Source organism: Bacteroides luti (genome assembly GCF_900128905.1).
GTDB lineage: Bacteria > Bacteroidota > Bacteroidia > Bacteroidales > Bacteroidaceae > Bacteroides > Bacteroides luti.
The window spans coordinates 179,568-203,614 of record NZ_FQTV01000008.1 but is presented as its reverse complement, the minus strand read 5'-3'; the positions used below and the strand labels follow the sequence as shown (position 1 = coordinate 203,614).

Genomic DNA, 24,047 nt, shown 5'->3' with positions numbered 1-24,047 from the left:
TATTAATAGTTTGGTCACCATTAAAATACTAAAAATCAATAATATGCACAACTTATTTTCTAACATTTTTTAGTGAATTAATTCCGCCAACGGGTTATAAATATCTTTTTCATTGCTTTTAGGTAAACATTAGTTGCGAGTTTAGTTCTATATATTCCCCTATAATTCTATTTATTCCATCTATATTGAAACAAACTAGTTAATTAAATGTTTCTGCTTTTTGCTATTCTTAAAAGAAGGGATAGCTTTGATACTACAAATAAAAAATAATTTAGTTGTATCTGTATTAAATTAGTGATGATAAAAAAATGTAATGAAGACTGTTTTATAATAAAATCCCTTTTAATTTGGGGTATTCCCTATCCTGTAATAGGAGTTATCCTAAATATTTGTTTATCTTTATAATTATACTTGTTATTGTTTTGTTCGTAAATATTTAATGCTTAAAATTGTGCTAATATTAAAATAACAAGAATTATGAATAAACACATTTGCACAATCTTATCGATGTTGATGTTGGGGCAGAGCGTCAATATTCTGGCACAAAACTATGACAGTTATAATCTGGGAAGCTATAAAACGCCGGATATTAAACGAAGTTCTCTTGATTTTCAGTTTTATTCTAATGGAGAATTTGCTACTAACCAGTTAAACAAGGATGCATATCTGCTGAATGGGATGGCTAATACCGAGTTTAGGAACTATGTGAATAATCGCAGATTTATAGGTGAACAGGTATTCGATTTTGGAATTCAAGGTAACAGTGCTTCTTCGGGTACTACTGACAACGATAAATTAAGATCTTTTTCGCTCAATACATCGTATTCTAATTCATCGAAATTTTATAATTCAGATAAGAGCTTCTGGAAGGTCGGAGGAAATGCTTCCTTAATGTTTAGTAATTATAAGCATAATGATGCTTCGGCAAATAAAACGTTGCAGTTTAATATAGCTCCTCAATTAGGTATTGGATGGGGCAGGATAGAACCTGTTCAGGATGCACGACAAGCTGTTTATATACTGGATGAATTGTCTAAAAAAGGAGTCATCACAACTCATCTTTCTGATGATGAAGTGAACCGGTTTGCTCAGGTAATATCGTCTGTGAAGAATAAACGTTTTCTGGATAGCCGACTACATTTGATCGATGAAGTTTCCAAGGTCGACTCTTTCCTTGTTTACAATGGTTATGTACAGGAATCGGGAGCAAAGTACTTTACTACTTTGTACGATTATTGGATGTATGGCTGTTCGTTTAGCAGAGATGCCGGAAGTGAAATAAGTGCAGAGATAATTCCTCAGTATAGCTACAGTGAACAATATGGTTATAATACATGGACTGATAATAAAGGTGTTAGTGCAAAAATATCATACCAGTATGAGAAACCAGTGAATCTTTACTGGCAACGCTCAGCTTTTGCTTCGGTTACAGCAAATTACAATCACTACAAATTGCATAATGAGTTTGATAATACTTATGATTCTCGTTGGGGTAATATTGCTGCTGGTTATTCATTTGGTTATTATCCAAATTCGCGCACTAATCTTAATTTGGGTATTGAAGAATCACTATTATTGAATGATGAAGATAAAATACGTTACCGATCGCTAACTAACTTGGCTCTATCTGCTTACTATTACATATCTCCCCAATTCCGTTTGTTGGGTAATGCGAGTCTTACTTTTGACAAGACTAATTCAACGGGAATAGATTATTCAAAAAAATGGAAAGGAAACTATTCATTAACGCTGACTTATTCGTTTTTCTAATTCTCTCTCTAGTTTAACATATAAATCAGCAATTTAGCTGATTTATAATTTGTTGGTTCTAGCTTTCGTTTGAACGTTTTTACTGACAGATTGTTTTAACAGTATAGATTTAACCATAATCTATACTGTTTTTTTTATAAATCTAATCCAATTAAAATCTGTATATATGCTAAAAAGGCTTATTCTATTTTTGGTATTTAGTTTGTTTATTGCAGGAATGAGTATTCGTGCACAAGTGCTGACGGCCAAAGAGATAGTAACAAAATCAGATGAAAAGGCTCGTGGAAAAACCAGTCAGGGTGAAAGTACCATGACTATAATCAGGCCTACTTGGAGCCGGTCGATTACCATGAAGAGCTGGGAGAAGGGACGTAAACTGTCGATGATTATTATTACGGCACCGGCAAAGGAGAAAGGGCAGGTGTTCCTGAAAATTAAAACGGAGATGTGGAACTGGCTTCCTTCTATTGAAAGGATGATTAAGATTCCACCTTCCATGATGCTGCAATCATGGATGGGATCTGATTTTACAAATGACGATCTTATAAAAGAATCGTCTATTATTCAGGATTACACGCATAAATTGCTGGGTAAGGAAGTGGTAAGAGGTATGTCTTGCTATAAAATAGAAATGATGCCTCTTCCGGAAGCTGCAGTAACCTGGGGAAAAGTCATTTTATGGATTACCGAAGATGGGTTTAATCAATGGAAGGCGGAATATTACGATGAAGATATGACGCTGATAAACATTTTGAATGCTTCGGAAATAAAGAAAATGGGCGATAGGGAGATTCCTACAAGAATGGAAATTGTTCCCGTTGACAAGAAAAATAATAAAACGGTTTTGGAGATTAAGAGTCTGGTATACGATAAGCCGATAGATGACAGTTTCTTCTCGCAACAGAATATGAAGAATGCAAGTCAGCGCATAAAATAAGTGGAGATGGCACAATTTGTAAAATTGGCATGGCGGAACTTGTGGCGAAACAAGCGCAGAACAATTATAACTTCGGCTTCGGTATTCTTCGGAGTCGTTCTCTCTTCTTTTATGCGTTCTATGCAGGAAGGATCTTACGATCAATACATCAGGGCTATAGTCAATTCTTACACAAGTCACATTCAAATTCACAAGAAAGGTTATTGGAATGATAAGATTATCAATAATTCGTTCGAACTTAATAAAACGATAGAATCGGTCCTTGATAAAAATAGCCATATTACTCTTTACACTCCTCGTTTTGAAACATTCTGTCTGGCTTCGTCCGAAGATTATACGAAGGGAGTGATGATAATGGGAGTGAATCCGGAAAAGGAAGATAAGATAACTAATATTTCGGGAAAGATGAGGCTGGGCAGCTATCTTAAGAGTGGAGATGAGGGAGTGGTTTTGGGTAGTGTACTGGCAAAGTTTCTTAAACTAAGCGTAAATGATACGCTGGTTCTTATTGGTCAGGGGTATCATGGAACAAGTGCTGCCGGCAAGTTTCTGGTTCGTGGCATTATTAAACATCCTTCTCCCGAACTGGACAGAACGCTGGTTGTGATGGATATCGGTAAATGTCAGGAATTGTTTTCTGCTCCCGGACTGCTTACTTCAATGGCGATTATGGTGCACGATAATAAAGAAGTGGCCGAAACTAAGGATGTGCTTTTGCGTAACTTGCCCACCGATCTTGAAGTGATGGACTGGGAAGAAATGAATGAACTGCTAATGAAGCAGATTGAAAGCGATCGGGGCAGTGCAGTGATTATAGTAGATTTACTCTATCTGATTATTGCATTTGGAATTTTTGGAACGATTGTAATGATGATGGCTGAGCGGCAAAAGGAGTTTGGTGTTGTAATGGCTGTGGGTATGCAGAAACATAAGTTAATACTGGTGGTGTTGCTCGAAACTGTTTTTATTGGTATGGTAGGGGCTATAACGGGTATTATTGCAAGCATTCCTGTCCTAGGCTACTATTATTACCATCCCATTCCGTTTACCGGACAAGCTGCCGAGATGATGCTGGAAATGGGTTTTGATCCGGTGATGTTCTTTTCTCTTGACCCGTTGATTTTCTTAAAACAGGCGTTGATTGTTTTTCTGTTTACACTGGCTATAGGGATTTATCCTGTATTTAATATCTGGAATTTAAAGATTACAAATGCTTTGCATAATTAAAATAAGGAGTCATGCTTGGAGTCTTATCATGGAAAAATGTCTGGAGAAATAAACTGCGGAGCTCTACAGTGATTGCTGCTGTGGCTTTGGGAGTTTTTGCCGGAGTGTTTATGATTGCTTTCATGAATGGGATGGTCGATGCTCGTTTGCAAGCTATTATTCATACAGAAATATCTTCTGTGCAGATGCATAATCCGGATTTCCTGGCCAACAGTGATTTCTCGAGCCGGATACCCGATGCGGATAATGTTGTGCAGTGGGTAAGTAAGGTAGATCATATAAAGGGGGTGAGTAAACGTTTGGTCATTACTTCTATGATTGCTTCTGCCGAAGCAAATACCGGAGTGAAGATTCTGGGAGTGATGCCTGATATAGAGCGGACAGTAACCAATATTGGCGATAAAATGATTGAAGGTTCTTTTCTGAAAAGTAATAGAAAGAATGCAATAGTTATTGGCAAGAAACTGGCAGAGAAGTTGAAGGTTGGGCTGAATAAGAAAGTAGTTATCACGTTGCAGGATGCGCAGATGAATATTACTGGTGGTGCTTTCAGGGTAGTAGGTATATTTGAAACAGATAATTCCATGTTCGACGAGATGACGGTGTTTACCCGATACAATGATCTTTGTACACTCACGGGACTGAAAACAACGGAAGCTCACGAGATTGCTGTTCTGGTGGATAAAGATAGCAACTCGGGTATTGTTACAAATGTTTTGAAATTCAATTATCCCGAATTGGATATTCAGGACTGGACGCAACTGAGTCCCGAAGCCGGCTATTTGATTAGTGCAATGAATCAATATCTGTATATTTTCGTACTTGTTATTATGCTGGCATTGTGTTTTGGTATAATTAATACAATGCTTATGGCTGTGCTCGAAAGAGTTAAGGAATTGGGTATGCTGATGGCTATTGGCATGAATAAAGTCAGGATCTTTCTGATGCTGATGCTCGAAACGTTGTATCTTTCTATCACGGGTGGATTTATTGGAATTATCTGTGGCTATCTTCTTTGCAGATATCTTGAAAAGGCTGGGTTAAATCTATATTTCTGGGAAGAAGCTTACAAAAGTATTGGTTATTCATCAATGATTTATCCGAAAATAGAATTGAATATGATTGTTTATACAGCCTTGATGGTTGTACTTACAGGGATATTTTCCACTTTATATCCTGCGTACAAGGCTTTGAAGCTGAATCCGGCGGATGCTACACGAACAAAATAATTATCTGAAATGAATATTGTTATGAACATTATTGAGATAAAAGGAATTACCAAGATTTATGACATTAAAACAATGCCGTTTCAGGCATTGAATGGTATCGACTTGTCTTTTCAGCAAGAAGAGTTTGTTGCTATTGTAGGACCTTCGGGTTCGGGTAAAACTACCTTGCTCAATATTATTGGCGGGCTCGATAGCCCTACCGATGGAACTGTTATAGTAGACGGGGTGAATATTACCGGACTAAGCAATTGGAAGAAGACTGATTTCAGAATGCATAATATCGGTTTTGTTTTTCAGTCGTACAACTTGATTCCGGTGCTTACTACGAAAGAAAATATTGAGTTTATTTTGCAGCTTCAGGGAAGAGATAAAGAAGATATAGAGAAAAGAGCTTTGGAACTTATTGAGGCTGTGGGGCTCATGAATAAAACAAATAGTCGCCCGAATAAATTGTCGGGAGGCGAGCAGCAGCGTGTGGCGGTGGCAAGAGCGCTGGCATCTAAACCAAAGTTTATACTGGCCGATGAACCAACTGCCAATCTGGATTCTAAGTCGGCAGAAAATCTGCTGGATATAATGGAAAAGCTGAATAGAGAAGAGAATATCACCTTTATTTTCTCAACCCATGATGCAAGGGTGATGAAAAAGGCCCGAAGGATTATTACGATTGAAGATGGCAAGGTAATTGAAGATGTGCTGAGAGAAAAAGTCCTATAATAAGGATGTTTATCTAAAATGAGCTTTGGAAATATGAAACCTAAAGGATTGTTTTTATTGCTGTTTTTTATTCCTGTCTTTCTTACCGCTCAGGATTCTGTTAAAGTGAATAAAGTCACGTTTAATGGATATGTAAAGGATATGCAATCTTTTATCTTCAAAGATTTTAGTTCGACCTGGATAAACTCGAATATGATTAATAACCGACTGAACTTTAAGTGGTTTATCACTCCAAAGTTTACCACTTCACTAGAGCTCGCCAATCGTTTCTTGTATGGAACCATGCTGAATCGTTTTCCCGGTTATAGTGAAACGTTTGAGTATGACAACGGAGTTGTTCGCTTATCTGAAAACTGGTTTAAGGGCAAGAAGTATCTCCTCAATACTTCGGTAGACCGCTTTTGGGTGCAATATTCCAACAGTAAACTACAGATTACCGGAGGGAGGCAGCGCATAAACTGGGGGCAGAATCTGGTATGGAATCCCAACGATATTTTCAATAACTATTCTTATTTCGATTTCGATTACGAAGAGAAACCCGGAAGCGATGCAGTAAGGCTGCAATATTTTCTCAATCCCACTTCGGTTGTTGAGTTTGCAGCGAAACTAAACAAACAAAAAGAAACTACTTTGGCTGCTCTCTATCGCTTTAACCGCTGGAATTATGACATTCAGTTTATAGCAGGAATGGTAGATGATGCCGACTTTATTGTTGGCACCGGATGGTCCGGACAAATTGCTGATGGTGGTTTTACGGGTGAAGCGAGTTATTTCAAACCTTTGAGTCATTTTATGGATCATAAAGGAGTCTTCCTTGTTTCTACAGGCTACAATTATACATTCAGGAACTCGCTGTTTCTACAAACGGAAGTGCTTTATAACGGAAATAAGAATTCAAAAGATATGTTCTCAATAGATCAGCTTACCTCTACAAACCTAAGTGCAAAGAATCTCTTTTTACCAGACTTCTCGTTGTTCTGTTCAGCTTCATACCCCGTTACACCATTAATAAATTGCTCACTGGCTGCTATCGGAAATCCCCAGGGTAAGCTGGTTTTTATAATTCCTACTGTGAAGTTTTCGCTTAGCAATAACCTGGAATTATCTTTCATTGGTCAGTTGTTGAGGTATACAGAGCAGGACATATTCAGGCAGAATCTGAACTTTGTATATGTTCGGTTAAAGCAAAGTTTTTAGTCTTAAGGGATGCGGGAATGTTTGTGACCAGAATATTATACTCTCCAGAAATGTTATTTTGCAAAATTGATCTAGCAATCTAGCAGTAGGACTGTAACTCTTTGGAAATGAATAAGTAAGTGGCGCTAGATCAAATTAATTTGATCTAGCAGTGATCTAGCAATCTAGCACCTTCAAATTCGTCACTCCAGTTTTAATTAGAGTTGCAGGGAAGTCTATTTTTTCTCTCGGGTAATTTAAAATTTTATAGGAATAATCTTTCTGAATTCTTGTACAAAACAAATCTTTCTTTTGTACAGAAGAATTAATTGTTTTGTACAGAAGATTGCATTCTTTTGTACAAGGATGCAAAAAAAGTAATAGAATAATTCCAATAAATATTAAAAAGAACCCCAAAGAATGTAGTTGTTCTTTGGGATTCTTCATTACTTATACCTCTAATAGAGGCATTTACTTTATAATTTATTTATGATTATGCTCCTGCAGATTGAGTAGAATCAACAAAAACGCGTGATCCCAGTTCTTTATCGAGAAGATAAATAGCCTGACCATCATTACCAATAAGCTTCAGCTGATTAATTATGTCATCAGTATTAGCTTCCTCTTCAATCTGTTCGTCAACGAACCATTGAAGCATGCTCATTGTTGCACGATCTTTTTCAGCTTCGGCTACTTCAATGCAATCGTAAATCATTTCCGTAACTAAACATTCATGTTTGTAGACATCTTCCATCAGTGTGCGTATATCTTCCCAATCAGACGGTACGGCACCTATAGGTTGAAGTTTTACAGAGCCCTGACGCTCAATCACAAAGTTATAAAGCTTAATGGCATGGGTGTTTTCTTCCTGATATTGCACAAACATCCAGTTGGCAAAGCCTTTTAAACCTTTTTCCTGAAACCATGCAGACATGGAGAGATACAGATATGCTGACCAGAACTCAGCATTAATTTGTTTATTAAGAATACTCTCAACTTTTTCTTTTAGTTTCATAGCAGTAAATTTATTAATGTTTATAATTAGATTAAAGATTCTCTTTTTAAAGACCTCTTGTAACTACCTTAAAATAGTAATTTTACTTATATACAAATATATACTTTTATTTGATTCTACGATTCCTTTAGTAACATATTTATATTTTATTTATAACTGAGAAGGCGTTTCGCTATTACAATAATCTGATATCCAGTGTAAATAATGTAATTTTATGATAAATAAATTCGTTGAGATTAAATATAGACCAAATTTTTTATATATTTGGGGAAATCAGAATATCAAAATTCACCGATAAGTGAAAACAAATATTCAACGTTTAAAGATTGTTCTACAAATAAAAATTAGGAGATAATATTATGGCACTAAATTTTAAAGAAGCTTTGCAAAATCGCAGAACGTATTATACAATAAGTAATAAATCGCTTATCTCAGATAAGGAAATAGAAGATATAGTTAAATTTGCAGTTACTCATGTACCTTCGTCATTTAATTCACAATCCACCAGAGTGGTTCTTTTATTAGGAGAAAATCATAAAAAAATATGGGAAATTACTAAAGAAACACTTCGTAAGATTGTTCCGGCTGAGGCTTTTAAAAGTACAGAAGATAAGATTGATGGTTCATTTGCTGCCGGATATGGTACTGTGCTTTACTTTGAAGACCAGTCTGTAGTAAAAGGGTTGCAAGATGCTTTTCCTGCTTATTCAGATAATTTCCCTGTTTGGTCAAACCACACTTCGGCCATGCATCAATTTGCTATATGGACTATGCTTGAGGAAGCCGGATTCGGAGCATCTCTTCAGCATTATAATCCATTGATTGATGAAGAAGTTGTTAAAACATGGAATCTTCCATCTACCTGGAAACTGGTTGCCCAAATGCCTTTTGGAGTTCCTACACAAGGTCCGGGCGAAAAAAGTTTCCAACCAATTGATGAACGGGTGAAAGTGTTCAAGTAAACTTAAATTATTCTCAGAATAGTTATTAATAGTTCCAAAGAAGTTCAATTCTTCTTTGGAACTATTTTTGTATATAGATATTGTAATATTGTCTATTTTTTTTTGTTTTTAAGATTATATTTAACTATTATTGTAGATAATTATAGGCCAAGTTGACCAGGAAAATTAAACTCAAACACAAAAATGAAACGGTATAGGTTTGTCCAGCTAATGTTTGTCTTCTTGCTTTTCAGCGTAAAAGCCGAAGCAGTCCACAATAGTTTTGTATTAATCATTAATTCGTATAGTGAAGGTAATAAATGGCCGGAAAGAATACAAAACGTGATAACAAATGATTTGTATGCGAAAAAGAATATTGCAATAAATCTTGAATATCTTGATAATTGCAGATTTACTTCACTGCAGGATGCTTATGAAACAATGGGAGAATTGTATAAAAATTATCCTTCAAAACCAAGAGCTGTAGTTATAATTGGAGATGCGGGGTGGATTGCCTATCGTAGCACTTTGCCACAATCGTGGCGTGATATCCCTGTTGTTCTTACTACTGTGAGAAATTACACCATTTCTCTTGAGGATCTCATTTCCGGTAAAGATATTAATTCTATAAAAATGATTCCTTATATGGAAGCTGCAAAAGGATTTAATGTTACGGGAGTATTCCATTCACTTCATATAAAGGAAACAATAAAGTTAATGAAAACGCTGATGCCTGAAATGAAAAAGATAGCATTCATCTCAGACAAGCGGTTTGTTAGTGCTTATGGTCTGGCTTCATTTAAATACGTAATGGCAAAATTCTATCCTGAGTTAAAGGGAATCTCTTTAAGTCTGAAAGACATTGATCCGCACGATTTACTGGATTCTTTATCATATATGGATAAACAAACAGTAGTGTTGAGTTATGGATGGTATGTTGATCAATCCAGCAAACTAAAAAAAGATTATTCTATTAATGAAGTACAGAGAATAATTGGCAGCTTCACAAATACGCCCGTTTTTGGCTTGGTGGATATTGGCATTGATAACGGCACTTATGCTGGTGGAGTGTTTTCTACTTGCAATGATTTTGGAAAAAAAACAGTTGAGTTACTATTGCAGATCTTAGACGGAAAAGATGCGAAAGAAATCCCATTTCAAAACATGAATGAAGAAAAAGCACATTTGAATTATGAATATTTACTTCAGTCGGGAATTGATAGTAAGCTGCTGCCTAAAGATGCCGTTTATTATCAAAAGCCACTTAGTGTATATCAGAAATATAAAAGTACTTTTTATATTATTTCTTTTTTATCTCTGCTTGTAATTCTTGGCTTCCTATTAAGAATAGGATATTTGATGAAAATAAAAAAGATTAGAGAAAGAGAAATCTCTTTGCTATCACAATACAAAGAATTGTATCATAATAATCAGGACCTTAAATTATTATTAGATTCAATTTTTGACAATATTCCAATTCCACTCTTTGTTAAAGAGGTTGGAAAAGATATTCGTTATAAATACTGGAACAAGAAAGCGGAAGAATTAACCGGAATTAAGAGTGAGGATGTTATAGGAAAAACAGACCTTGAAATCTTTGGTGAAGAAGTTGGAAGAAAGAATAACGAAAAAGATTTGGATCTAGTAAAAAATGGAGGCATTCTTAACTATGATGAAGAAGTGTTTTTGCGCAATACGATTCGTTCTACAAGTGTTATTAAATCAATTATTCAAAGGACAGATCATACTTCTTACATCTTAGCTACAAGATGGGATATTACAGAATTAAAGGCTATTCAACATAAATTGGAGCTAAATAATCGTCATCTTCATTTAGTAATGGAAGCCGGAGATATTCTGCCATGGACGTTAGACATTCAAAAGAATATAATTTCTGTTGATTATGATTTCTTGAATAATGTGAATAGTGATATCGAAAGAAAGAGTTCTGTTACGACTATTGATGAAACCTTTGCGAGAGTTCACCCTGACGATAAGGAACGATTGAAGGATGAGTTTGAAAAAGTGTTGAATGGTAAAACCGATAGATTTGATCTTGATTTTCGGATTGATAATTTCGGTAAGGATTATAAATGGTGTGCAATGCATGGTGTTGTCAGTGAATGGAATGATAATGGCAATCCCCTAATTGTTATAGGGTCTTCTATAGATATTACAAAGAGAAAGGAAATAGAGCAGGCGCTCTTGGAGGCTAAAGATAAAGCTGAAGAATCGAATAGATTGAAGTCTGCTTTCCTGGCAAATATGAGTCACGAAATACGTACTCCTTTGAATGCAATTGTGGGATTCTCGAGAATATTGGCAATGGTTAATCAAGGCAATGAAGAACATGCTAAGTTTGCAGATATTATAGAAAATAATAACAGAATGTTACTGCAACTGATAAATGATATTCTCGATTTGTCTAAAATAGAAGCCGGAACTTTAGAATTTATTTATTCAGATGTAGATATTAATAGTCTGTTAAGCGAAATAGAACAATCCTCTAAATTGAAAGTAGATCAGGATACTGTTAGAATATCATTTGAAAACAGACTTTCGGAGTGTATTATAAATACAGATAGAAATCGATTGGCTCAGGTTATTAATAATTTTATTTCAAATGCTATTAAGTTTACCAAACAGGGTAGTATCAACTTTGGCTATCAACTTAAAAAAGATCAGCTGTATTTCTACGTAACAGATACAGGGTGTGGTATTCCTGAGGATAAATTAGGCACAATATTTGACCGCTTTATTAAGTTAGATGCTTTTGCCCAGGGGACTGGACTTGGATTGGCGATAAGTGCTTCGATTGTTCATAAATTAGGTGGTGAAATAAATGTTCAATCTGAAGTGGGAGTAGGATCTACTTTTTGGATTACTTTACCATACAATCCAGTAATCCCATCTGAAGAAAAAAAGCCTGTTGCAAAAGTAGTCCAATCTGAAAATAAAGACAAGAAAGCAACATTACTTGTTGCTGAAGATGATGTCAGCAATTATAAACTGGCAGAGGCCATACTAGGCAAAGAATATAACCTGATACATGCCTGGAATGGAGAAGAAGCTGTTCGATTATTCAGAGAAAATTTGCCCGATTTAGTTTTAATGGATATTAAAATGCCTATATTAAATGGTTATGAATCATTTCAGAAAATTAGAGAATTATCAGAAAATGTACCGGTAATAGCTGTAACTGCTTATGCTTCGGAGGAAGATCAGTCTATAATACGCAATAAGGGGTTTAACGACTTTGTTGCTAAACCTATTTATGCTTCTTTGCTAAAGGATAAAATAGCTGCATTATTAAAGGTAGACTAAGCTAATTGAGGAAATTACTTAATATTTTCATGCATTATTAATTGTTTCTTGTATAGCTCTCTGTTTTTATAATTTGTATGCACCTTCCGCGTAATTGATAACATATTGAAGGACTAAAAATCTTTTCTTTTTTACTCATCTTATATTTTATAATAACTTCTATAAAGGGACATCTATAGTTACTTTATAGAAGTTATACCATTGTTTTTTAATCAATTCGAATATTTATTTTAAAAATATGCAATTTTATTTGTGATTTCTTTTTTTTATCAGATTAAGTTTTTATCTTTCGGGCAAAATGATAGCAAAGTATACTTTATTGATGGTATTTGTGTTATTAATGTCTAACATTAATTTATTTAATAGTATATTTTAATATCAAAAAGATATTTAATACCAGTTTGATAAGTTCACTGGTTTATGCTTTTGACATAATAGTTGAATTAAATAAAAACCAATAAGAATAACTTTTAAATTTTGTAATTATGAAAAAGATAATGTTTAGTAGTCGTTCATTAGTAAGTAGCATAGCTATTTGTCTATTGTTTGTTTGCTCTATAGCAGCAGAAGCTCGTAACTCTAAATCTTTTGTCTATAACAAAAGCGATGAAATGGAAATTGTTTCTTTGTACGATTCAATTTCTGGATTAATAACTCCTTATTTGAAATATGAATTTTCGACTAGTGAGAATGGATTGTCAAAGACTAAGTTGGCTTATCGCTGGAATGAAACTAATAGAACATGGACTCCATACTATCAGTTCACTGCAACAACTGTAGATGGAAACCAGATTCAGGAATATGCACAGTGGAATAACAGAAAAAAAGATTTTTCACTGAACAAGCAAAAAGCTATTTATTATCAAGTTGCCGGAAAAGACTTCACTGATTATTTCTCTTTTAAATGGAATGATAAAACTGAAAAATGGGAAGTAATTGACGGTGCTAAATTTGAAAATTACATCAAATTACTGGTTAGTGACAATAATTAAGTAAAGAGAAGCTAGACACTTTCTGAAATATAGAATAAGAGGTTATGTTACTTTGACATAGCCTCTTTTTTTTATTTAACGAAATTGGCTCATAAGATTCAGGAATATATGTCATTTTTTATTTTACTCTTGAATTAAGAGATATATGAGAATATAGTATGTTAGAAATAAAATTGTAATTGTATTGTATTAAAATGGGAGGATAATTGGAGGGGTTTATTATTAAAATACTTGTTTGCTTTATGTTTACAAATAGTTGATTTATAGATGGTTAATTATGTTTTTTTAAACTAAATATATAAAATAATAATCTATATTTGTTTTTAGTTCTAGGAAATACTAGAATAATATCATTATAGCAACACAAATAAACAAAGACTTGACTTGTATATATGGACCAATGCGATTTAGAAAATCAAGTTAAGGAATATCAGATTAAGAATTTGATATTCCTTTTTCTATTGTTAATTCTAACACCTGTAAATGCTCAGATAATAAACGTACGTGGAACTGTTCTTAATGAAGCAGGAGAGCCTGTTGTCCGAGTGAACGTTACAAACGTAAAAGATAATTTATCTGTGAGCACTAATGAGGATGGACAATATACCATCAAGGTAAAGAACAACGGACAGCTTAAGTTTACCCATATGAATTATGGCACAGAGATTGTCAATGTGAAAGGGCAGTTGAAAATCAATGTTGTCATGAAGAAAAAGGCACAAATGATTCAGGAAATTGTGGTTAGCGGGAAATTAAAAAAGAAAAAAGATCCGGTTATTGAACCTACTAATATAGAAATTCATGGTAATTGGGCTATTATAAGAACCTCTATCAGTCCTAATGTGAGGTTTGCTTCAGATAATCGTTTGGTTATGCAGCCTTACGTATTCAATGAAACGAAAAATAGAAAGTATTTTCTGAAACCAATCTCTTTGGATGGGCGAGAATATAATATCACTCAGACACGTATGTATGATTTTGATATTAAACACGATCCGCTTGCTGATTATATAGTAAAGAAAGAAGGGGAGCGAATTCCATACGTGGACTCTCTTTATATGGATAATTCAAATGATTCCTGGCGTTGTGATGCAGTTCAATCGGTAGAGGATTATAATCGCATTCTTTATAGCGATACAGCAATAATAGCCAAAGGCTTAGTGAATCCTTTGAAATTCCTGAAGTTTAAATTTGGTGGTGAACTATTGAGCGATTCTACCTTATTCCCTTTAGATGAACCTCAGCTACGAGATGATAGAGATGAAATGCGTCTTAAATTCCCTCTTGGAAAGTCAAATCTGGATCTTCAGGATTCTGCTACTGTGACCGATCTTAATTTATTGAAAGCCAAACTCAAGGAACTTGAAAGTAATCCGGATGCGCAACTTACCTCTTTTGAAATTAACGGTTATGCCTCTCCGGAGGGTAATTATGAAAGAAACAAAAAGTTGGCTTCAGAGCGTATGAGTGTTGCCATGAAGGAGATTTTGAGTGTTCTTTCGGAAGGAACACGTTCCAACATTACTCTTAAAAAAACATCGGATGTAGACGACTGGAATAGTGTTGCCGATTTGATGTATAAGGACTCTTTAACGGCTCAGGCCAATGAGATTAAGGATATTATTCAGAAATATCCTAAGAGCATTGATACACAGGGAAGAAAGATTTTTAAACTTTCTTATTTCAAGACCATTGCAGATAAATATCTGCCTAAACTCCGTAAGGTTGAGTATTACTTTTCTTTTAAGGTTTATCGTTCTTTAACAGCTCAGGAAATCAGAGAGTTGTATGAAAAGAACTATAAGGATCTCACCAAGTTTGAATTCTTCAAGCTTTATAGAAGTGAAAAGGATTCCCTAAAAAGTGAAATGATAATCAGACGTGCACTCGAGGTATATCCTAAATTCACAGCCGCTGCCTGTGATCTTTCGGCTCTTTGTCTGAGAAGAGGAGCTGGTGACTCAAAAATATTAGAGCACTTTGCTGGTGAGAAAGCGCCTGAACAAGTTAATCTCAATCAGCTAGCTACACTGTTGTACGAAAGACAATTCTCCAAGGCCGATTCACTTGTTGATTTTATTGCCGACAATGAGAAAACGCGTCAGATAAGAGCGTATACAGATGTGCTAAATCATCGTTTTAATGATGAAAATTTTGAAATAGTCAAGTCTTCCGGCAAACTAAATGAGGTAGTGATGCTTTTGGCTATGAAAAGAAATAATACAGCTTATAAAGAGTCAAAAGCACTAACGGATGATACTGCAGAGAATCTTTATATAAAGGCTATTTGTGCAAACAGGGTATCAAAAGAAGCTACTGACATTAACTCTAATGCGATGTTGTATATGGAAGCTATGGATTTACTGAAAGCTGCCATTGAAAAAGATCCTTCCTATAATCGTATAGCAGAAAATGATGCTGACATCATTGACTTGCTGAAAGATGTTATTTCTCAAAATAATAAGAAAAATACATCTATGAAAGACGGAGAGTGATAAATAGGAATAATAAAATTGCCATGATAAAACTAACTATTACATGATATCAACACAATACAAACACAAAAAAATACTTTCTGCAATAATACTTTTATTTTTACTTACCAATATTGGTGCACAGAACAAAGGATCATATATAGATTATCAAAAGTATAGGTTACAAAAAGTTCCAAAATTTAAGAGTTTCGAAGGAAATGATTCTATCAGTCATTCTTTTTTTCAAATTTATGGTGGTTCATCGTTTGCTTTGGTTCCGGGCATTACAAATGGGATTAAGTATCCTGGTGCTGAACTTGGAGTGTCTTTAGGTCAATGGTTTACACCTATTCATGGGGCTCGTATGAGTCTGTTTGGTAAATATTACAATGCATATCCTCTAGGTGAGCTTGTTAGGGTGAAAGGGGTGGGCGTAAGTCTGGATTATTTAATGAATTTATCTGCTTTGGCAAAAGATTTTAATGCAGTCAGAAAGTTTGAATTGCTGGGAATAGCAGGTGGTGAATATTTGTTCCCTCAATTCGAAAAGGGGTATAGTGGATCTTATGGTTTTCGGGCCGGACTGCAGGCACGTTATGCATTGAATTTTGGAAGTGTATTCTTCATTGAACCTCGTATCGGTATTTATTCAGATAATCTTGATTTTACTGATAGCTGGCGTGATTATAACATTGCAGGTTCTTTAGTGGCTGGTATTGAGTTTAGAACTACTCCTATAAACAAACGCTACACAGATAAGTTCCATTTATCATCATTCAAGGATAATATATTTCTGTTTTCAGGCTTAGGAATTGGTGGACTAATTGCTCCGGGATGTTCTGATCTCGACAGGTATGCCGGAGGTAATTTCTTTGCTGGCATGGGAAAATGGTTTTCCCCTTATTCTGGTGCAAGGCTGACTGGTAAAGCTGCTGTATTTAAATATCCGGTAACAAAAAGTAAGGTAAAGGCGCTTGGTCTGCAGGCTGATTATCTACTGAATCTAAGTAATATGTTTTATGGGTATAATCACTGTAGATTCTTTAATCTGACTGCTGTAACCGGATTTAATTACGATTATCTTAGAAATGAAAAAGATCAAAACTTGTTTGGCGTGGGTGCTGGCTTAAAAGCGTCTTTCAAACTTTCTGATGAATTTTGCTTCTTCTTGGAACCGCGCGTAAATTACTATCCTGGTCAATACTATGCAACAGGTTTAAATGGTGAATATTATAGTCGTGCTAATTTTATGATTAATGCAGGATTTGAATTAAATTCTAACCCACAAAAATTGAGTTCTACAAAGAAAAATATGGAAAATAGCAGCTTGGCGGATAATACGTTTATAGGAATTGCTTACGGATTTAATTCACCGATGAAGCAGGCTGCATTTTATAAAAATAATGTAGATCCCAGAGCTTCTTTATATGTAGGTAAATGGTTTACCGGAATTTCTGGATTGAGATTATCTGCCGACTTGGGAAAACTATGGAAAAGCGACAAGCAACCTGGAGCTAAAATTGCTACGATTGGTGCCGATTATCTGTTTAATATAACCTCTTTGATGAATGGATACGATCTAGACCGGAAATTTGATTTGATTGGTGCCGCTGGTGTAAATCTGGCTTTCCGTTCTTCTTCACTTAATCGTAAAACATACTTAGGAGGTGAAGTCTCTTTGCAGGGATTGTGGAATGTTACTCCATCGTTTGGCTTGTTCATAGAACCTCAGTTGCGTTTATACTCAGATAACTTTGCTGAAAGGAGTATTCATTTTGCAAAGATGGACGGGGTACTGGCACTTATGGGAGGTGTAAATTTACGATTAAAAGATTGTAGCGCGAAACAAAAGTCTTTATTCAGGAATGATAATAAAAGCAATTCATATTTTGCTTTTTCAGCAGGAACCAATTTTCTGGCTACTCACATAAAACGTGCCAACGCTTTTGGCTTTTCGGGACAGATGGCATTTGGCAAATGGATTAATCCTGTTGCAGGATGGAGATTGGGCATGAATGGAGAATACAGGCAAGAAAATGCTTTGAAGTATCTGTATGGTGGTGCTGAGGCTGATTACATGTTGAGTTTATCAACTATGGCATTTGGTTACGATCCTGACAGGAGGTTAAACTTAAATGCATTTGCCGGAATAAATGCTGGTGTTGATTACGAACGCCGGTCATTGGATTTTGTTCCTGGTATCAGTGCCGGAGGGCAAGTGGTTTTCAAAGCATCTCCCACTGTTGATTTATTTATTGAACCTAAAGCAACAGTTCGTAGCAGATTTAGAAATAATGGTGCAAAAGATGTGATGAACGTTCAGATTGGTTTGAACTATAAATTGTCTTCAGAGAAAATAGCTTATGCACAAGATTTCGCTAAAGATGATCATTCCAAGTATTTTGTTTCTGCTAGTCTGGGAATAGGAGGATATGGCGGATCGTTTAACAATGGAGATCTTAAGGCAAAAGATTTGTCGGGAATGTACACATTAGCTATTGGTAAGAGGGTATCACCAGTTTCCTACTTTAGGTTAGGATTGAATAGAAAAGAACTTACCAATACAACAAGTTCTGATGTAGTTGTTACTGCTTTTAATGCCGATTATATGGCTAATTTAACAACGCTTGCTGCAGGAAATGACATGGATAGAAAGCTTGAGTTTCTGGGAGTCGTTGGTACAAGTATTAATTTAGCTTCCAAAAAAGGATTTGATTTAACTATTCCGTTAGGCCTGAAAATGGGAGTTCAGACTAAAATAGCATTATCCAGGAAGATTGACCTTACTTTGGAACCGGCGCTTAATCTCTATAACAAGTCTATTGATAAAAGCTATAACCGACGTGGAAGAGCAATCGGAGAATTTATGGTGGGTATTAATTACAATTTATAAAAACGATTATGTTAGCATTAATATTAAATAGAAATCTTGGTAGATTACTTTTTGTTTCATTCTTACTTTCGTGTGGCACTATAGCCATGGCACAAAGAATAGCTCTTAAAACCAATACACTATATTGGGCAACGTTATCTCCGAATATAGAAGCTGAATTTCGTCTTTCCAGGCACTTTACTCTAGACTTAGGCACAACAGCCAATTTCTCCACAAAGATTGATGACAACAATTTGAAATTCTTGCAAGTTGCGCCCGAATTACGTTATTGGTTTAGTCGCCCTATGGCACGTCATTATGTAGGACTTACCACATTTGCAGTCAATTATAATCTTAAGATGGACAATACTTGTTATGATGGCGATGCAGTTGCAGCAGGTTTTACTTATGGTTTTGATTGGGTTATCAGTCGCAGATGGAACATAGAAACCTCTGTTGGAGCAGGTTTATTGAAATATCGCTGTTTTGAGTATGTCAATGGCGATGTAAAACCGCTATCTCCCAATACAGATAAAACAATATTAGCTCCTTTGAAATTAGGAGTATCTATATCTTATTTGTTGTTCTAAAATTATTGCAGCGCGTTTCAATATTGAAAGAGTCGTTATAGACAAATACTTCCCTAAGGGGGATTTGGTGGTATTTACAAATAATCCCTTTCTTTATTTCTTAGAATATATTTATATTATAAGATGCATCTTTTTGAAACCTAATTAGCTAATAGCTGAAATAACGATAAAGGTAATAATGAATGCCACTAATGCAAATAAAGCGATGTATCTTGTAGAAAGAATATTTTCAGGATTTTCATTGAATACACCTTTTTTAGCAAGTTCCATTCCTTTTTCACTAAGTTTGTATATCTCCCAGCCAAAATTGCTATCCACGGCATTTGAGGTCATGTAGCCATACGCAGATAAAATGTGAGTTACTTCAGAAGCAATCTTATCTTTATTATTTGTAAACTTTAGCACAGATAAATTGATACTTCCTCCATTTTTATAGGCCAATTTAATAATTTTAGCAGCTTCCTTTTGCGGTGAGTTCATAGTTTTGCAATTAATAAGGTTTTGTTTTGTAAATGTATGTTATTTATTTGAAAATTAAAAGAAAATCGAGAAAATATTTTGTATTTGAAGATATTAAATAAATATATAAATTATAGTTTTAAATAAATGATATATTACAATTCTATTAATTTTATCTCTAGTATGCTATCAGTTTAAAGCTTTTTTATGTTTATAAGAAATGCTTGGTTTTAATGCTCTTTAATAATGTATGTGAATAAACTAAATAGCCCACAGAGTGCTATATTGCATGAATGTCAGGGTACTCTTTTCTAATAAAAATAAAGTCCTCTGCTGAAAGGTTGTAACGATTTATATTATACTTTTGTGTCTGTATAATTTAAGCAAACAATATAATTTATGATATTCTATTTTTCGGGAACTGGAAATTCAAAATGGATAGCCAGTGAAGTGGCTACTTATCAGAATGAAAAGCTGATTTCCATTGCAGAGGAGATGGTTGATCTTGCTAATTCATTTCAATATTCTTTAGAAGATTCCGAAATGGTGGGTTTTGTTTTTCCTGTCTATTCATGGGCACCACCGGCTATCGTTATGGAGTTTATTAAAAAAATAAGCTTTACTAACTATAATAACCAATATATCTTTTTTATCTGTTCTTGTGGCGATGAAGTCGGACTCACACAGAAGATTATGGATGAGATTGTCTGTAAGAAGGAGTGGAGCTGGAAAGCAGGTTTCTCGATAATTATGCCCAATAATTATGTATCTTTGCCAGGGTTTGATACCGATCCGAAAGAACTGGAACAGAAAAAACTGGATGATTCAGCTGTGGAAATAAAACGGATAAACGAGATTCTGACCAATCATACAGAAAACTGTTTTGAGTGCAAAAAGGGCAATTTTGCTTTTTTCAAGAGCAGGATAATAAATCCGTTATTTAATAAATATCAGGTTACGGCTAAGCCTTTCCATGCAACAGATGATTGTATCTCTTGTGAATTGTGCGAAAAACATTGTCCAATGCATAATGTGAAAGTAGAAGGTAAACCTGTTTGGGGAGATAACTGCACTTCATGTCTGGCTTGTTACCATATTTGTCCCCGTCATGCTATTCATTACGGAAAAGCTACATTAAAAAAGCATCAGTATTTTCATCCTTAAATCAGTAGTTCGTGGTTAAATAATAAACAGCCCCGCTTCTCATTCTATAATTTGAAGTGACCCTCAAAAGTTAGACTTAAAACTTTTTGGGGTCACTTCACTTTTTTAGCCAATAGGACAATTTTTTTGAAGTAACTAAATTCTCTGTTCTCTATTTCTTGATGAATTTACTAACCTTTATTCCTGAATCGGTTGTTAATTGCAGAATATAAGTACCAGCGCTAAGCTCAGATACAGGAATGGTTTTGTTGCCTCTAGTATTCGGTTGTATCAACAAAACCTGATTTCCGGAAAGATTGGTTATGCGTATTGACTTAACCATCTCGTCCGATTGCAAATAAAGCTTGTCGGTAGCTGGGTTTGGGTAGAGAAGAGGCTTTTCAAAAGCTGTCTGTTCAATTCCTGTAGCTTCATCAACTATGGTGAATGTAATTACACCGTTACTGGTTGGACTTAATTTTGCCCATGTAGATCCTGTCCAATATCTGACTTGTGTTTGATATTGACCGGGATTAAAGTTGAAATTACCAGAGAAGCTAAATGTTGCTTCTTCGTTCTTGTCCAGAATAACTTTCTGAAACCCGTAGCTGATAAGTGAACTACCACCAGCTCTTGGAAATACAAAGGCTCCTAAATAGTTATTGAAATATCCTCCGGTATTTTTTATATGAGCCGTTAGTTCTACATTACTATTTCTAACAATGGTAGTGTCTACTAAGGAAATTTTAGAGTCAAGTGTCATTATTGGTGATTCTGTCGGTAAAGTCAGGATTTCAACATTTAAAGGATTCGCAAGAGATGTGTAATTTACGGTATTCGTGATATTATTTTCAGGATCGTACATGGTATACAAATAATATTGTCCGGCAGATTTTGTAATATCACCGGCTAGATAAAAACTCTTAGTTTCTCCTGTAGGTATATTAATAGGTATAGTGCAGATCTTTTGAGTGATAGTATCATTGGTTGCCGATTTTAGCATCAGTAACAATGTTGAATTGTATTCACCTCCGGTATTTGTAATGCTTACATTAAACCTTCCGGTTTTTTTCTCATAAAGATTACCGGTAGTTGTGATTGAGTTCAGAACAAGTTTTGGAAGAACATCCGGAGTGGAGATGGTAACATTTGAAGAAGTTACAGAAACATTGAAATAATTGGGTGTTCCTATTTTGCTTCTTATAGTATGCCATACTGCTTCTTCTGAACCTTTTGATACAGGGTAAAGTTTGTAATTCCCATTCTCTATTGAAGACGGAATATTAGAAGATAAAACAAGATCAGACCATCCCCAGTTGGTATTAAGGTCTGCCACGGTATCTTTCATTATTATTCCGGCAAGTCCGTTGGTGTTGTATAATGCCAGTCCAAGATTACCACTGTATTTATTAAGTCCCATATTATACATTTCCATTGAAATATCAAAAGAATCAGAACGGTTTACAGTGGTTGCGGAGCTTTTAATCTTTGCATATAAATATAGCTGGAAAGGTGGTACAGTAGATGTCGTGGTAGGCTTTTGCACTCCAATAGTAATGGCCTGTTCATAATTAAATCCATAGATACCCATTGAAGAAGGTGTTAATGCTGATAATTCAAAATAGCCATCGTAACTTCCGCTCCATCCCCAGTTTATATGAAATAAATTATTGCTGTCATACCCATCGCATACAAACTCGTGTCCGGCATCTTCTGTGGCTCCTCTGTATAATACCGGGCGTTGAGAATTTAATTCTGCTTTAATTAGATTTATCCATTCAGATTCTGAATAATAGTCTCTTTGATAGCATTGCATATTAGTATCATAACCAAAATTATTTTTTAATGCACTTGCCATTTTATAGTAACTTGAAGCGCTTGATTTTCCATAATTCATAAAAGATGCTACCCCTGCATGATACATAATAGTAGCCACTGCATTTTTTTGAATCTGGGTACTTAAACTATTATATGTGTCGGTCATATTATCCCAGTCGTAGGTTGCCTGTGAGAAATCTACACTTAGTGACGAGGAAAAGCCTTTGGGAGTATAACTGTTTGATCCCGTTCCATGTACAGGCCATCTATGATATTTCATTACCTGAGCCATTGCTGTAGCGATACATCCTGTTACCGCTCTTTCAGATGTTGAATCAGTAATTATGGGACACATATTATTATATGGTGTTCCCTGATCCCATTTTATTCCTCCCAGCAATGGACTTATTGCTGATGCGTAATTTGTTGTTCCCCTTGCGTTTAAAGATTGAGATGAGATAGCACTCGTTTCCGGCTGTTCTATTAATGCTTTTAATTCTTTCTGATAGAAACTAAGCCATGCTGCACAATTGGACGGTATAGTATTAATATTAAAACTACCACTGTCTGAATATCCAAGAATCTCTTTTGCCCTATCATCACCGGAGACAATAATGAAGCCACTATTCTCTCCAACATTAAAAACATAATAGTAAGCATTGGGCTCTGTCGAACGAGTAGCAATATTATCTGTACATGTGTATGCCAACTTTAATAATGAGCTGGTGGAATACATTCTCTTAATTGTACTCTGAGTTTTTTGTTTAAACGAATTAGCAATGGTTAGCGCCTCATTACTTGTTCTTGGCTTTGCTAAAATAGTTGCACTAAATACCAAAATGATGGATATTAATAATGCCGTTTTTTTCTTTAGTATTTTCATAAGTATACTATTGGATTTAGTAAAGTGATAGGAAACAGTGCTTTATGAATAACAACAAAACTATGAAAAAAGATAATGGAATCAGGCTTTTTATATAATTATATTTTATAAATTTTAATTGCAGGAATACATACTACTTTCAAGCAAAATATGTACATTTGCTAATGTAATAAAGTTAACCTGAAGCTAATGGCTTTTTAAATGAAAATGTTTTGTTTCTTATTGATAAATAAACAGTGGAGGCTTTACAAAAATTAAAGATAAAATGGTGTAAATGGGGCACTTATATTTAATAAAGCTGAACATTATAGGTGTTTTAGTTAATGTGCTTGATGCTATTTGGTATTTTGTCTAACTTCGCAGTCGTTTTTATCAAAGAGATTAAATTGTAATATGTAAGAGAGCTTATGGAAAATAAGATTTTATATATCATTATTCCACTTTTTATAGCTGGATTATTGATGTTAATATCAACTAGTT

Annotated in this window: 16 protein-coding genes; 13 read left to right on the top strand and 3 right to left on the bottom strand. The window is 34.8% G+C overall.

Annotated elements, in window-relative coordinates:
- Positions 1–477 precede the first annotated feature (477 nt).
- From BUC21_RS09310 to BUC21_RS09285, 6 genes are all read left to right on the top strand, one after another.
- Positions 478–1,770 carry a hypothetical protein gene (locus BUC21_RS09310; RefSeq protein ID WP_139261368.1) on the top strand — a complete coding sequence of 431 codons (1,293 nt, stop codon included), beginning with the start codon at positions 478–480 and terminating at the stop codon, positions 1,768–1,770.
- A 166-nt stretch (positions 1,771–1,936) separates the two neighbouring features.
- Positions 1,937–2,707: an outer membrane lipoprotein-sorting protein gene (locus BUC21_RS09305; RefSeq protein ID WP_073401535.1), complete on the top strand. Its 771-nt coding sequence runs from the start codon at positions 1,937–1,939 to the stop codon at positions 2,705–2,707.
- Between the two features lie 6 nt (positions 2,708–2,713).
- Positions 2,714–3,934 (top strand): ABC transporter permease, encoded by a 1,221-nt coding sequence (locus BUC21_RS09300; protein WP_073401533.1) that lies wholly within the window; start codon positions 2,714–2,716, stop codon positions 3,932–3,934.
- An 11-nt stretch (positions 3,935–3,945) separates the two neighbouring features.
- Positions 3,946–5,163, top strand: a complete 1,218-nt coding sequence (locus BUC21_RS09295; RefSeq protein ID WP_073401531.1) for an ABC transporter permease — start codon at positions 3,946–3,948, stop codon at positions 5,161–5,163.
- Between the two features lie 9 nt (positions 5,164–5,172).
- Complete coding sequence (locus tag BUC21_RS09290) at positions 5,173–5,880, top strand: ABC transporter ATP-binding protein (protein WP_245797086.1); 708 nt, start codon at positions 5,173–5,175, stop codon at positions 5,878–5,880.
- A 33-nt stretch (positions 5,881–5,913) separates the two neighbouring features.
- On the top strand, positions 5,914–7,077 hold the full coding sequence (locus BUC21_RS09285; RefSeq protein ID WP_139261366.1) for a hypothetical protein: 1,164 nt from the start codon (positions 5,914–5,916) through the stop codon (positions 7,075–7,077).
- Positions 7,078–7,549: 472 nt separating this feature from the next.
- On the opposite strand, the gene BUC21_RS09280 is transcribed toward BUC21_RS09285, so the two are convergent.
- Entirely contained in the window at positions 7,550–8,071 is a 522-nt protein-coding gene (locus BUC21_RS09280; RefSeq protein ID WP_073401527.1) for a ferritin, read from the bottom strand.
- Positions 8,072–8,430: 359 nt separating this feature from the next.
- On the opposite strand from BUC21_RS09280, the gene BUC21_RS09275 reads away from it, so the two are divergent.
- The 6 genes from BUC21_RS09275 to BUC21_RS09250 all read left to right on the top strand — a co-directional run bounded on the left by BUC21_RS09275 (position 8,431) and on the right by BUC21_RS09250 (position 19,264).
- Positions 8,431–9,033, top strand: coding sequence for a nitroreductase family protein (locus BUC21_RS09275; RefSeq protein ID WP_073401525.1), 603 nt, complete (start codon positions 8,431–8,433; stop codon positions 9,031–9,033).
- 183 nt (positions 9,034–9,216) lie between these two features.
- Positions 9,217–12,336 (top strand): ABC transporter substrate binding protein, encoded by a 3,120-nt coding sequence (locus BUC21_RS09270; RefSeq protein ID WP_083547664.1) that lies wholly within the window; start codon positions 9,217–9,219, stop codon positions 12,334–12,336.
- A 485-nt stretch (positions 12,337–12,821) separates the two neighbouring features.
- Positions 12,822–13,328 carry a DUF3836 domain-containing protein gene (locus BUC21_RS09265; RefSeq protein ID WP_073401520.1) on the top strand — a complete coding sequence of 169 codons (507 nt, stop codon included), beginning with the start codon at positions 12,822–12,824 and terminating at the stop codon, positions 13,326–13,328.
- Between the two features lie 392 nt (positions 13,329–13,720).
- The gene (locus BUC21_RS09260) at positions 13,721–15,823 is read left to right on the top strand and encodes a carboxypeptidase-like regulatory domain-containing protein (RefSeq protein ID WP_073401518.1); all 2,103 of its coding nucleotides are present in this window, start codon (positions 13,721–13,723) and stop codon (positions 15,821–15,823) included.
- A 43-nt stretch (positions 15,824–15,866) separates the two neighbouring features.
- Positions 15,867–18,695, top strand: a complete 2,829-nt coding sequence (locus BUC21_RS09255; RefSeq protein ID WP_073401516.1) for a hypothetical protein — start codon at positions 15,867–15,869, stop codon at positions 18,693–18,695.
- Between the two features lie 8 nt (positions 18,696–18,703).
- Positions 18,704–19,264, top strand: coding sequence for a DUF3575 domain-containing protein (locus tag BUC21_RS09250; protein WP_073401514.1), 561 nt, complete (start codon positions 18,704–18,706; stop codon positions 19,262–19,264).
- Between the two features lie 144 nt (positions 19,265–19,408).
- On the opposite strand, the gene BUC21_RS09245 is transcribed toward BUC21_RS09250, so the two are convergent.
- Positions 19,409–19,744, bottom strand: a complete 336-nt coding sequence (locus BUC21_RS09245) for a hypothetical protein (RefSeq protein WP_073401512.1) — start codon at positions 19,742–19,744, stop codon at positions 19,409–19,411.
- Positions 19,745–20,122: 378 nt separating this feature from the next.
- Here BUC21_RS09245 and BUC21_RS09240 point away from each other — a divergent pair, with 378 nt between their 5' ends.
- Complete coding sequence (locus BUC21_RS09240; protein WP_073401510.1) at positions 20,123–20,887, top strand: EFR1 family ferrodoxin; 765 nt, start codon at positions 20,123–20,125, stop codon at positions 20,885–20,887.
- Positions 20,888–21,038: 151 nt separating this feature from the next.
- Here BUC21_RS09240 and BUC21_RS09235 read toward each other — a convergent pair whose 3' ends face one another.
- Positions 21,039–23,567, bottom strand: a complete 2,529-nt coding sequence (locus BUC21_RS09235; protein WP_073401508.1) for a T9SS type A sorting domain-containing protein — start codon at positions 23,565–23,567, stop codon at positions 21,039–21,041.
- Between the last annotated feature and the right edge of the window lie 480 nt (positions 23,568–24,047).